13 protein-coding genes and 1 tRNA gene are annotated in these 12,482 nt (G+C 34.2%); 7 read left to right on the forward strand and 7 right to left on the reverse strand.

All coding sequences use genetic code 11. The annotated features are described in order from the left end of the window. Positions 1-80: 80 nt before the first annotated feature. The 4 genes from F1Z66_RS01830 to F1Z66_RS01845 all read right to left on the reverse strand — a co-directional run bounded on the left by F1Z66_RS01830 (position 81) and on the right by F1Z66_RS01845 (position 3,175). Positions 81-617, reverse strand: coding sequence for a DUF367 family protein (locus F1Z66_RS01830; RefSeq protein WP_149861891.1), 537 nt, complete (start codon positions 615-617; stop codon positions 81-83). 1 nt (position 618) lies between these two features. Beyond that, the gene (locus F1Z66_RS01835) at positions 619-1,242 is read right to left on the reverse strand and encodes a signal peptidase I (protein ID WP_159357404.1); all 624 of its coding nucleotides are present in this window, start codon (positions 1,240-1,242) and stop codon (positions 619-621) included. Positions 1,243-1,335: 93 nt separating this feature from the next. Beyond that, entirely contained in the window at positions 1,336-2,820 is a 1,485-nt protein-coding gene (proS, locus tag F1Z66_RS01840; RefSeq protein ID WP_149861893.1) for a proline--tRNA ligase, read from the reverse strand. Between the two features lie 64 nt (positions 2,821-2,884). Continuing rightward, positions 2,885-3,175 carry a hypothetical protein gene (locus F1Z66_RS01845; protein ID WP_149861894.1) on the reverse strand — a complete coding sequence of 97 codons (291 nt, stop codon included), beginning with the start codon at positions 3,173-3,175 and terminating at the stop codon, positions 2,885-2,887. 200 nt (positions 3,176-3,375) lie between these two features. On the opposite strand from F1Z66_RS01845, the gene F1Z66_RS01850 reads away from it, so the two are divergent. The 6 genes from F1Z66_RS01850 (at position 3,376) to F1Z66_RS01875 (ending at position 9,453) form a co-directional block, all read left to right on the forward strand. Continuing rightward, the gene (locus F1Z66_RS01850; RefSeq protein WP_149861895.1) at positions 3,376-3,852 is read left to right on the forward strand and encodes a PUA domain-containing protein; all 477 of its coding nucleotides are present in this window, start codon (positions 3,376-3,378) and stop codon (positions 3,850-3,852) included. A 344-nt stretch (positions 3,853-4,196) separates the two neighbouring features. Further along, on the forward strand, positions 4,197-5,957 hold the full coding sequence (locus F1Z66_RS01855) for an ATP-binding protein (protein ID WP_159357406.1): 1,761 nt from the start codon (positions 4,197-4,199) through the stop codon (positions 5,955-5,957). A 68-nt stretch (positions 5,958-6,025) separates the two neighbouring features. Continuing rightward, positions 6,026-6,610: a proteasome subunit beta gene (locus F1Z66_RS01860; RefSeq protein WP_149861897.1), complete on the forward strand. Its 585-nt coding sequence runs from the start codon at positions 6,026-6,028 to the stop codon at positions 6,608-6,610. 350 nt (positions 6,611-6,960) lie between these two features. After that, positions 6,961-7,635, forward strand: coding sequence for a hypothetical protein (locus F1Z66_RS01865; protein ID WP_149861898.1), 675 nt, complete (start codon positions 6,961-6,963; stop codon positions 7,633-7,635). 37 nt (positions 7,636-7,672) lie between these two features. Then, a tRNA-Arg gene (locus tag F1Z66_RS01870) sits at positions 7,673-7,769 on the forward strand. Between the two features lie 1,003 nt (positions 7,770-8,772). Continuing rightward, the gene (locus F1Z66_RS01875; protein WP_149861899.1) at positions 8,773-9,453 is read left to right on the forward strand and encodes an O-methyltransferase; all 681 of its coding nucleotides are present in this window, start codon (positions 8,773-8,775) and stop codon (positions 9,451-9,453) included. 118 nt (positions 9,454-9,571) lie between these two features. Here F1Z66_RS01875 and F1Z66_RS01880 read toward each other — a convergent pair whose 3' ends face one another. The 3 genes from F1Z66_RS01880 to F1Z66_RS01890 all read right to left on the reverse strand — a co-directional run bounded on the left by F1Z66_RS01880 (position 9,572) and on the right by F1Z66_RS01890 (position 12,035). Beyond that, complete coding sequence (locus F1Z66_RS01880) at positions 9,572-10,531, reverse strand: hypothetical protein (protein ID WP_149861900.1); 960 nt, start codon at positions 10,529-10,531, stop codon at positions 9,572-9,574. A 316-nt stretch (positions 10,532-10,847) separates the two neighbouring features. Further along, on the reverse strand, positions 10,848-11,360 hold the full coding sequence (locus F1Z66_RS01885) for a gamma carbonic anhydrase family protein (protein WP_149861901.1): 513 nt from the start codon (positions 11,358-11,360) through the stop codon (positions 10,848-10,850). A 75-nt stretch (positions 11,361-11,435) separates the two neighbouring features. Continuing rightward, the gene (locus F1Z66_RS01890; RefSeq protein WP_149861902.1) at positions 11,436-12,035 is read right to left on the reverse strand and encodes a TetR/AcrR family transcriptional regulator; all 600 of its coding nucleotides are present in this window, start codon (positions 12,033-12,035) and stop codon (positions 11,436-11,438) included. 187 nt (positions 12,036-12,222) lie between these two features. On the opposite strand from F1Z66_RS01890, the gene F1Z66_RS01895 reads away from it, so the two are divergent. Then, positions 12,223-12,482, forward strand: a 260-nt coding sequence (locus F1Z66_RS01895; RefSeq protein ID WP_230207407.1) for an NAD(P)-binding domain-containing protein, incomplete at its 3' end; no start/stop codon positions are given.

A 12,482-nucleotide genomic window follows, 5' to 3' on the forward strand; every position in this document is an offset into this window, starting at 1 on the left:
ATTCAACCAAGAAATTAAATCTGACATATTAGGATCTAGGTTAAATTTACACAGATTAAAGAGCGTACAAATTGTAAAAATCAGTTTGGTGCACCGAAAATATGTGGGAAGTATTCTTTTTCAAGGGTAACAATATCTTCATCCACCTTAACTTTTGAATAATCCTTCAAAATCTCGGCGTTTAGTTCGAAGAATGTATGACCCCACCTAAATCTCTCAATTAGTTCCATAGCTCTAGCCTCGAATCCTAGAATGTAAAGAGCACCAGAAAGTGCTTCCACAGTAGAAAGCATACCTAATTTTGCATAATTAATCGGGTTACCAGCCAAAAGTGCAGGAAGTTTTCGATTATTGCTAAATCCTCTCGATGCCTGAATCACTCTTGAAGCCAGATTCCATGAGCAATCTAATGCACAAATTCCCTTAAACATTTTAGCATCAAGAGGTTTAAGATATCTATCAGTATAAGGATTCAAGACTATTGAAGACCTAGGTATTCTTTTTACTTCATTTGCTAAATGAAATTTGATAATTCTTGACGCGGTGCATTTATTGGGGTCATCTTGTCTATACATTAAAATATTAATGTCAAACTTGTCAGAGAAATTATCAATCATCTTATAGTCTTTCTTTTTCGTCTCCCTCTATTCCGTGTTTTTCCTTCTTACTTCCCCGGATAAATGAAGTAATGAGTAGGATGGCTATAATGCCCATGATGATATAATTGACGGGTGGTTTTAATAATTGGGGTATTATACCAACTTGAGGAATAGTGTAAATAACCTTGCCCACATAATTTTCCTTTGTAACTGGAAAATCTATCCCCGGAATTGAACATTCGTTAGCATCTCCCTTAGTAAGAATAGTTTTTTCTTGAATTACCTGATTAATAGCTATGGGCGCACATAGAATCACATTTCCTGTCAAATTATTCCCTTTTTCAATTATTGCAGATACTCTATGAACAATGGTTTTATTCTCCTCACTTGGATCAGAGGCTTTGAAGACTATTATGTCACCTATATTTGCATTAGCAAAAGATGTATTGTTATCTTTGTTCCAAACAACGATGAGATCATTTACATTCAAAACAGGAATCATGCTGCCGCTTGCAACAACGTAAAATGGATTTGAGTCAGCCAAAATGGTTCTGATTGATACAAAGGCTATGGCAAATATTACAACTATAATTATTATTATCTTTATATCCTTTCTCTTGTTATCCTTCTTCTTTTCTGACAACGTGGAATAAATGACTTGGAATTTAAACCTTACATAAACATTCTGATCTGAAAACTTTAATTTTGAAAAGTGTTCGTCTCCAAGTATGGTCCATCAATAGGCCTTTGCAAATATTGCAATTTGTTTAGAATCTGCGCCGCAATATATACAAGCCTTTGAATCGGATTTATTATGAGATAAATTTGACAATACCCGTTCGTCATCAAAAGGAATTACCCTAATATCTGCACCTGTATCATCTTTAATTTTTAATTCGCACGATTCATTTCCACACCAAAAACTTAGTATAAATCCACTGTTAGCACTGAGCTCGGCCTTTAAATCCTCAAACTTTTCTAAAAACTTTGTTCTTTTATCAAGAGATATCAGTGCATTCTTCCACAATGCAGATACTATTTCATCAAATGCATCTTTAATCTCTGCTTTTAGATTGCTAAATGATATTATTTTTTTAGCCCTATTATCCCTCCTAACTATCTCCAATGTATTGTTTTCAATATCCCTTTGTCCTATATTGATACGCAAAGGTACTCCTTTCATTTCCCATTCGTTGTATTTCCAACCAGCAGTATATTCATCCCTATCATCTACAAAAGCTCGGTATCCCAGACTTTCAAGTCCTTCTTTTAACTTGTGAGCATGTTCTTTAACCTGTTTCTGATTATTATTTTTGTATATAGGGACTATAATTATTTGAATTGGAGCAACCGCAGGAGGGAGAATTAACCCTTTATCGTCGCCATGTACCATTATCAACGCACCCATAAGACGCCAAGATACACCCCAAGAAGTTTGCCAAACGTACTCTTCTTTATTATTCTTGTTGAGATATCTTATGTCAAATGGTATGGAGAAATTTTGACCCAAATTGTGAGATGTACCCAGCTGAAGAGCCTTGCCATCGGGCATCAATCCTTCCACTGTGGTGGTATATTCAGCTCCTACAAACTTTTCTTTGCTGCTTTTAAAACCAGAAACTGCTGGAATGCAAAGAGCATCTTCAATGAATTTCTTGTAAATTGACAAAATCTTCAGTACGTGTATTTTTGCTTCCTCATGACTTGAATGAGCAGTGTGACCCTCCTGCCACAAGAACTCAGAGTTTCTTATAAAAGGTTTAGTCGACTTGATTTCTGCTCTTAAAGCAGAGTTCCAAAAATTAATTTTTAAAGGTAGATCCCTATAACTTGAAATCCATTTAGGAAACATTGAATATAAAAGAGCTTCGGATGTTGGTCGTAAAGCTAATCTTTCACTTAACTGGGAATCTCCAGAGGATGTTACCCAAAAAACTTCAGGATTAAAGCCTTTAAAGTGTTTCTCTTCTTTGTTAAGTAAGCTTTCTGGTATCAAACACGGTAAGAAACCATTCATATGCCCTAATTCCCTGAATTTGGAATCAAGATGATTTCGTATTAATTCCCATATTGCATAGCCATATGGTCTAACAACTATGAACCCCTTTACCGGAGCATAATCAGCTAATCCAGATTTTTCTACTATTTGAGAATACCATTCACTGAAATCCCCATTTTTTTTTACAGTGAGACCGAACTCTTTAACATCTTTTTCACTCAATTAATGAAAAAATAACTATATTTTCTCTTTATGAAGTTTGTGACGATATTTTTTGGATCTATAATTATTCTAGAGGATCACCTTTGCAATATACCACACCGCTTATCCTGCTATGAAAATTACTACAAACATAACATTCAACAAAGCCCAATTCCTTCTTGAAGACAGGGCAATCTATTGACTCAAGTTTCATTCGCTTTAACATTTTTGGGCTAACACCTTTAAGTTTTAATTTTCCTTTGTCATCCATCATACCTGAACTTTTTAACTCGGTTTTAGCTCTGTCGCTAATTTTTAGCGATTTTTCTACAGGTTTGATTGGTACCTCATATTTTGATTGCGGTGTATCACTCATCTCTAATTAACCATTATCTACTGCATGATTATTTATAAAAATTCTTTTCCATGTAATGGGATATTCTATTTTAGTTCGGAGAACTATTAAAAAAAGTTCTTTGTAAAGCATCACATCATCAAATTAATACAATCGAAATAAACAGACACACACCTTTAATATATGTCAGCGTTTGTAAAGTCTATTTGAAGACATATGTTTTGTCCAAAAAAGATACTGAGAAGATATTAAAAATCATGAACAAAGATTGGAAAGGCATAAGCATTCCTAAATTAAAAAACATAAAGATTTTTGAAGTTGAAGAAAATAAAGGTATTTTGATCATTGATTCAGAGATTGTGGCAGTGTCAACACCGGTAGACCACATATTGCCATTTTTGGGAAAACAAGAAATTCTTAAAAAATTCCCTTCGGTAATTGTCGACTCGGGTTCAATTAAATTCATCTGTAATGGTGCGAAGGTCCTTAGACCTGGAATAACTTTTTTCGACTCTTTTGAAAAAGATGAAATTGTGACCATAAAGGATGAAAAATTTCGAAAATATATTGCTGTAGGACTTGCAATAGAGAGCAGTAAGACATCAGAATCAATGGAAAAGGGATATGTAATTAATAATCTACACTTTGTTGGGGATAAATTCTGGAATATGTTTAAGGAAATATCCTTTAGAATATGATAAGAATAGTAACTTTATCTTTATATAGCCAAACCATTTCTAAAATAAATATGTTAACGGGCAAAATGACAGCAACTTGGCTTATCCTATTAACAATAGCAGGTTGTGCTGCAGTTCCGGTATTATTGATTTATTATACGACAGTTCACCCATTTCTTGAAACACATCCTCCAAAATTGACATTGATATTAGTCGATTTTATCCCACAAATGATTAACTTTGGATCAAATAATATGATTTTGCATTAGGTCCCTTAAATAAATCAAAAAAAATTCTTAATCCTGTCAATTTTTTTTTAACATTTGTTTAAATAATAATAACTTTGAGCTTAATATATCTTGACAATGGAATTAAAGGTTCATCCGTCATTTTTTAGGGAGTTTGCAACCAAAACTTGGATATCACCCTATGAAATTGTCCGTGAATTAATCGAAAACGCCTTTGACGAGGACGCAACTAATGTAATAGTAACAGTATTAAATAATGGAAATATAGTGATAGAAGATAACGCAGGAATGAGTTCAGACTCTATGGACAAATTCCTAATTCTAGGCTCACCTCACAAGGCGGAAGAAACTCTTTCACCTAAACTCAAGCGTTTAAGAACTGGAAGATATGGCACTGGAAGATTGTCATTTTTAACCTCGTTTGATCAAATGCGAATTAAAACTAGAAGAGACACCTTTAACAAATCGATAGTAATTGATGGAGGTACTTTGGAGGAATTAATCAAAGGTCGTGCACGTTTAAATGAATTAAAAGAACCGAGGCTGAATAGAAATGGCACAGAAATTCTATTGAGGGGTTCAAAAATTGCAGTAGACATAAACAAGTTATTAAAAGAGATAAAAAAACTTTCGATTTTGAAATATCCTCTGTTTGAAGTTTATGTAAAATCTTCTGACAATTTTAAGGAATGGGATCTCACGAATTCGCAATTGATTCGATCTCCAGATATCCAAGGATACAGGTTGGACGTAAGTCTTGAAAATCCAAGAGTTACAGGGGAGATAATTATTGCCAGAAGACCACTAGGTCCTGACGAAAAAGGAATAGCGATCATGGTAGGAAATCATGTGGTTTTAAGAAGTACATTTGGTTTTGAGAATAAGCTGAGTAGAGTAACTGGGTATGTAAAATGTGATGCGCTTACCTCAAGGTTTGCAGATAAATCAGCCTTGATTGAGGACGACAATTACAATAATTTTAATCAAAATGTAAAGACATTCATAGTAGAACATGTTTTGCCCAGTTTAACCGAATATGAAGACGTATTGATCACAAGAGAGGAATCAAAGATCTACAAAGAAATTGACAAGGTTATGGGACAAGCAGTATTAGAAACTCTTGAACCAGCTGAAGAAATAGAAGGGTTTGAATCGGTAGAGGTTAATGCAGATTCAGACAGCACTTCTGTTGTCAACTCTACCGAGATCAGTCAAAATTCAGAAACAGAATTGACAAATCATAGAATCTCTTCAGAAAATCTGGACGCAGGTTCTAATTCACCAGAACCTTTCTCCAGAGAAGAGGTTCATGGTGTAAGTCAGAATCACACCAATGAAGAGAAGGAAAATTCCTCATCATCACCTACATCCAACTCAAATTTTACGAAGGACAAAAACAACGAAGCAGCTAGAGTTGATTTGCAATCTTCTATTGGATCCAGCAGTAAACTAATTTTTGAGCAACAGAAAGATTTAAGAATTTCAGAAACAGGACAAAATACCCAAATTTACGATAATAATGCATCTAGCTCATATTCAGATGGCAGAAATATGGTGAAGAAAACTATTCGCAAACCCATACTTAAAAAAACCTTTACACTCAAAAAAATCGGGTACAAGGTAGTTCCTTATGAGGATGAGACAGATCCCAGATATAGTTTTACGAATGAAAACATTGTATTTGTCAATAAAGCACATTCTACATATAAAGTCGAGGCTGAAAGAGGGGATGAATTCCTGTTTAGACATATCACCAACATTGTAGCTGAAGTAGTAGTTGGCTCAAAATATCCAGAAGCTAGAGACATACTTGAAATACAAAATAAATTGATATCTGAAGCAATCAAGCTGCATGATTACTCCATGTTGCGAAAATAATTATCAAAGATGATAGAAACGACTAAATCTGACTCTTTTTTTTAATTGATTACATGGCTTTTCAATTTATGCCTGGGGCAACAGCAGTAGGTATTACATATCATGATGGAGTACTCTTGGCTGCTGAAAAGAGAATTTCATATGGTAATTTTGTAGTTAATAAAAATACTAAAAAGACTTTTAATGTTACGGAGCATGTTGGTGCTGCATGTGCCGGCATGGTTGCGGATATGCAGGTTCTCGTAAGACAGGTAAGTGCATTGTCAAAGATTAGGAAATTAGAAACCCGCCGCAATGTTGAACCAAATTCAGTCGCAAAATTAATGTCGGTAATAATGTTTGAGCGAAGATATTTCCCATTGTTAACCCAAGTTGTTGTTGGTGGAGTTACCACAGGAAAACCTGAAATTTATACTCTTGATCCACTAGGTTCAGTATTACCTGATAGATATGCAGCTGTGGGAACAGGTGCCGAAATGGCCTTGGGAGTGCTTGATGCAGAATTTACGGAAAATATGGATGAAGAAAAGGCAAAGGATCTAGCTTTGAAATCCATCAAATCATCTATTCAAAGAGATTCAGCTAGCGGTGATGGAATTGATTTATTAATCATTAGCAAGAATGGAAGAAGTGAAAGTTCATTTCCTGTGTAAAGTCGTATCTATTCATCATTATTTACTTTCTTTAGGCTAAAAGGTTGTTACATATCAAGGCATTTCCCTGCCTACAACCATCTAGAATCAATTTATAAAGGATTACCGATTAAAAGGCGATAGAGATGAGACATATCCTAAAAAGAATTTATGATTTCAGGATGTCAAAATTTCAACAGTTTTACATTAATTTCATTTCGAATAACTGAAATTATATAGAGGTTTCTATATGTAAAGTGAAGAACCTAATGAACGGGTTTTTGTAATCATATCTTACCCGTGAAAGGTATACAGTGTTCCAAAATTATTACAAATATTTTTAATCAAGTACATGGTATAAAAGCTATAGAATGAAGACTCTTCAGATAGCTACTTTTGGTGATGATGATCAAGATGGCATAGCCTTGGGAATAAGAAACTTTCCTATTCATCAATTGATACTAATTTGTTATGCTAGCGATGAATCCAAAGCTGTAGATTATTCTAAGAAGATGGAAACAATCATCGGCATTGGTTCGGAAATTATTTTAGTTGAGAAGGAAAATGTTGTTAAAGACACTATCGAAAGAGTTAACGAGGTGTTATTAAAGAAAAGTATGGAATATCACCAGATCCTAATGAATGTAAGTTCAGGAGATAAGCTGATTAGTTGTGCAGCTCTCTCTTCCGCTTTTATTAATGGGATAAAGGCATTTGCAATGGATCATGATCACACTATTCCGCTCTTGCTACCAGTTCTTAAGTTTAGTTATTCTGAAATCATTTCCGATACCAAGATAAAAATCCTAAAGAGCATTGATAGCATAGGAGGAATGGTAAGTAGTCTTGAGGAGTTAGAGCAGATATCAGGTTACGGCAAACCACTCCTTAGTTATCATGTACAAGGTGGTAAAGAGAATAAAGGATTAGCAGACCTAGGTTTGGTAGAAGTTGATAAAGGTGACCGAGGGAAAACTGTGATCAATATCACCACTTTGGGTAAATTGATGGTGACATCAAATTTAGTTAACTCTTCTCAGCATTAATATTATGTTGACATATTAAATCCTATGAGAAATCAACGGGCTCGTAGCGCAGACCTTACAAAATAAGGGCGTAAAATGGATAGCGCGGACGCCTCCTAAGCGTCAGGTCAAGGGTTCAAATCCCTTCGGGCCCGCCTCAACTCATTTTTTAAAATTGATAGACACTAAATTATAATAATATTCATCGAATTTAGAAATTAATTATATTCGAAAAGTTTAATTCCCATATTTTATTTCAGCCAAAAAATCCATCGCATGAATACTAACGCATACTTTAAAACCGGATCAAGCCATTCAACAATAAAAAAGGATAGACAGATAACGTTATGAGAATTTAACAGAGAATATTGTAGCGATTTCTAAGTGATTAAACAATATTTAACTTTAGTAAAATTGTTATCTGATCATATGTTCCATAGTATGGATATGTATAGCAAGTTATTTTATTAACTCTTGAAAATATGATCGATATCTTAAATCGGCAAATCAAAGATCTAGATCCATAATTGAGAATTATAACATAGTTTCTAATGGGAATCAAATTAAACGATTCAATGTAATCGAATAATACCTGATTAAAAGAGTCTAACTATTTGTGTTTGTTTAATTCTTACAATTGAATAGGATTAAGTTAGTAATATAGTTCAATTTCAAAGGTCAAGATCTAAAATTAATACAGTTTGATCAAAGTATAAAAGGTCATTATAAGTTAATTTGCAAAGATACGAGGGAAACTATATTCTTTAAATATTATTCTAACTATGGTAATATAAGAACGAACTTTATACCAGTCCCTTTAGCTTGGAGGGTGAAATTGAACCAGGGAGTTTCACTTTTTCCAAGCAATCCTACCTGAAACATCTTCGAATAACATATAGCTGAAATTTTCAACAGTAATTTGAGAAGAATTTGCTTCTGATTCAAAGGCCTTATCCAGTAATATAGTAATCTGTAACCAAATTTTTTAGGGAGATGAGTAAATCAATATGGAAATGGCATTTTGAACACAATCACGAGTAAATAATATTTTGTATTGACAATAGTATATAACGACGACTCACTTGTAAATTTCTTTTCACATCATCAAATACCAAGAAATGTCGGTGTATTAATAATGCTAGAAGCACTAATTATAGTATGTCAAAATCAACACATTCTCCAGAAATTGCAAGAATTACCAAGGTCCTTACCAGACTGGAAAAACAATCAGAGTTGGAGAGATCTGGGAAGTTGAAACTCTTACATGACGATATGATGTTAGCTATCACACCAGATACCGGCAGATTTCTCAACATACTGATATCTGCAATGAATTGTACAAAAATACTAGAGGTTGGTACATCAGTCGGATACTCTACATTATGTATGGCACTTGCGTTTAAACAAATACAATTATTACAACGAGATTTTTCAGGAAATATAATAACTATTGAAAAAAGCAATTCAAAGATCCAACAAGCAATGAATAACTTTAATGAAGCTGGTGTTGAAAAAAATATCCAAATTGTTGAAGGAGATGCATTGAACATATTAAAAAAACTCAATGAGAAACTAAATAGCCGCCTCAATAACGATCACAAGTTATTTGATTTTGTATTCTTAGATGCAGATAAAGAGAATCTAAAAGAATATTTTGATCTGGCCTTGTCGCTCTTAAAGAAAGGGGGAATAATCATGACAGATAACATCTTGTTTCCAGAAGACTATAAGACAGCGATGTCTGAATACTTAGAATATGTTAAAGTCAATAGTAAAGTGTATTCAGTGACAGTACCCATAGGTTATGGAGAAGAGATTATTTATAAAATCAAAGATTAGGAAAATTACTTTAAACGATTCCCTGAAATATGGATTTTAAAATTACGAAGAACAAAAAATAAAAAAATTATTTTTTAAGAATTAAGGTATTCGCCTTAATTTTTTTGTTCAAATGCGTTTAGCTTTGAGGTGCTACAGGTTTTCCGGTTTCTGTGCTAGCAGTGGATCCGCTTTGAGGTGCTACAGGTTTTCCGGTTTCTGTGCTAGCAGTGGATCCGCTTTGAGGTGCAATTAATCTAGACTCGTCAGAGCTTGATGTCTTGCTGTCTTCGTCGTCAGAGCTTGATGTCTTGCTGTCTTCGTCGTCAGAGCTTGATGTCTTGCTGTCTTCGTCGTCAGAGCTTGATGTCTTGCTGTCTTCGTCGTCAGAGCTTGATGTCTTGCTGTCTTCGTCGTCAGAGCTTGATGTCTTGCTGTCTTCGTCGTCAGAGCTTGATGTCTTGCTGTCTTCGTCGTCAGAGCTTGATGTCTTGCTGTCTTCGTCGTCAGAGCTTGATGTCTTGCTGTCTTCGTCGTCAGATGCTGTACTCTTTTCATCAGAGCTTGATGTCTTGCTGTCTTCGTCGTCAGATGCTGTACTCTTTTCATCAGAGCTTGATGTCTTGCTGTCTTCGTCGTCAGATGCTGTACTCTTTTCATCAGAGCTTGATGTACTTTCATCATCTGCCGAAGTCTCATCTTGGGGAGAAGTTATATCTTTACTAGTATCATCGCTGCTCGGCTTATTTGTATCATCTGAAGGTGTAGACTGGGTTTCTGGAGCCTGAGCACCACTCATTGGGAAAACAAAACCAAGGCTTCCGAACGGGTCTGTGGCTGATGAATCTTCGGATGTTGATTCCTCACCATTATCAGAGGAAGATTCATCGGTTGAATCAGATGAACTAGACTTACTAAAAGGCATCAATTGATCGAAACTGAATCCCTCTTTTCCGCCACCAAAGAGGCTATTTATATCAAAATTTAATCCGCCAGATCCGTCGGATTTTTGTGCAAATACTTCGTTATTTAATATTGTGCTTGTGGATGACCCTGACACTACTATCACTAAAAAAACTAATAGTAGATTAATCGGCATAATCTTCATCATTAGGATTGAGACATCTTTATGTCATAAAGCAGTTTGATAACTGATTACTTCTCTAATAGTACAACAAGATGTTTTATAAAAAATTTAGAAACAAAAATTGATGAGAATTTTATAGTTGACTTTATTTTAATCATTCATCTATTTCAAACAAAAAATATGTGGTTGATAATGATTATTTAACTTCACATAATATAATAAAGTATTTAAAAAAAAGATCATCTTTTTGATAAAAGTAATGGATCTACAAGAGGACTAGAATATTACCTTATTGTAGAATTTCCAATTGGAACTGTGTCTCTTTTTATCAAATGTTTAGATACTGTCTTGACAACTCCACATATTTAGATGAGAGACTCTTAATCCATCCTCTTTCTCCATCATTTAAATCCCGGATTTCTTTTGCAGGTAATCCCCCCCATAGTTTACCCGATGGAATTTTGGTATTAGGTTTAACAACTGATCCTGCGGCCACTATAGACCACTGCCCCAGATCACATTGATCCATTACGACTGAGCCAATACCAACTAATGAGTTATCATTTATGGTACAGCCATGCAACGTTACGGAATGCCCTATCGTCACATTATTCCCAATGATGGTTGGATACTTATTTGAGGTAACATGCACAACACTATTATCTTGAATATTAGTTCTTGCGCCTACACGAATATGAAAAACATCTCCACGTAAAACAGTTCCAAACCAAATCGATGATGATGATCCTACTTCAACATCACCAATAATAACAGAATTATGAGCTACAAAACAATCAGAACTAACAACAGGAACTTTATTTTTAAAAGGTAACAATGACATAGAAGATATATGATGAACCAGAATATAAAGAATAATTCAAATGAAACTCGGCAAATAACGAGATAAAATGAATAGTTACTCCATCGTGGATAATAAAGATTTAGCAGTCACAGACCAAACCTTTCTATTATATTCATCAGGAAGTCCTAACAATCTTGCCGCCATAATTCCATCAAAGAGAGATACCAAGCCCGCAGCTACGTAGGATGGCTCAGATTTCAAATTCAAAAAACCCTTATCAACTTGGATCTGAATATAATTCTCAACCACATTATAAATATTCAATCGGTGATTAAACAAAATATGTTGTAATTTTGGACTTCGAGTTGATTCTGATAAAGCTTCAAAGAAAACCTTTGATGTTCCTTCTTTTTGAATTTTTTGAAAGTTATCATAGAACATTTCAGCATTTGAAATGAGATCATCTTTGTTATTGGTAAACAAATTATCAAGTTGTACCTTTAATAAATTGAGGCTATCAGTACATAAAGCCTGAAATAAAGATTCTTTATTGTCAAAATAGTTATACAGAGTTCCCTTGCTTACATCTGCAGATAGGGCTACATCATCCATTTTGGTTTTGTCGAATCCATTTTTAGAAAAACATTCAATTGCTGATTGAATAATTTTTCCTCTTACTTCCTCCTTATGACGGATAGTAACTTTAGGACACATCTCGAATTCACCTACAACAATAATTCGTTTTCTCCACAAATCACTTCGGAAAGAGAATCCATCTTTAAAGGTAACAAATGCTTGCTAATATTAGAAAAAATATACATACTATTTTATAATTATTCAGATTAATAAATATGTCTGACCAGTCAGTTTAATTTATTAAGGAGTGAGATGTAGATAATTTATGAATCACGAATTATCAAATCATATTCAATCTTTAAATGAAATGCATTTAAGGCCACAGGTATATTCACATTTATCAAATAATCCAGACAAGAGAATGGAACCAAACTCATTTCATAGATTAAATATATTATATAACAAAGTTGTAGTAATTGGCCTTGGTCAGCTTGGGCTTCCAGTTGCGAAATATGTCAAAGAACATGGCTTTGATACTTATGGTTATGATATCAATCAAAAGGCCATGCAATCAGCTGAAACCAA

The organism is Candidatus Nitrosocosmicus agrestis (assembly GCF_008389435.1).
In the GTDB taxonomy this organism is placed as follows: domain Archaea; phylum Thermoproteota; class Nitrososphaeria; order Nitrososphaerales; family Nitrososphaeraceae; genus Nitrosocosmicus; species Nitrosocosmicus agrestis.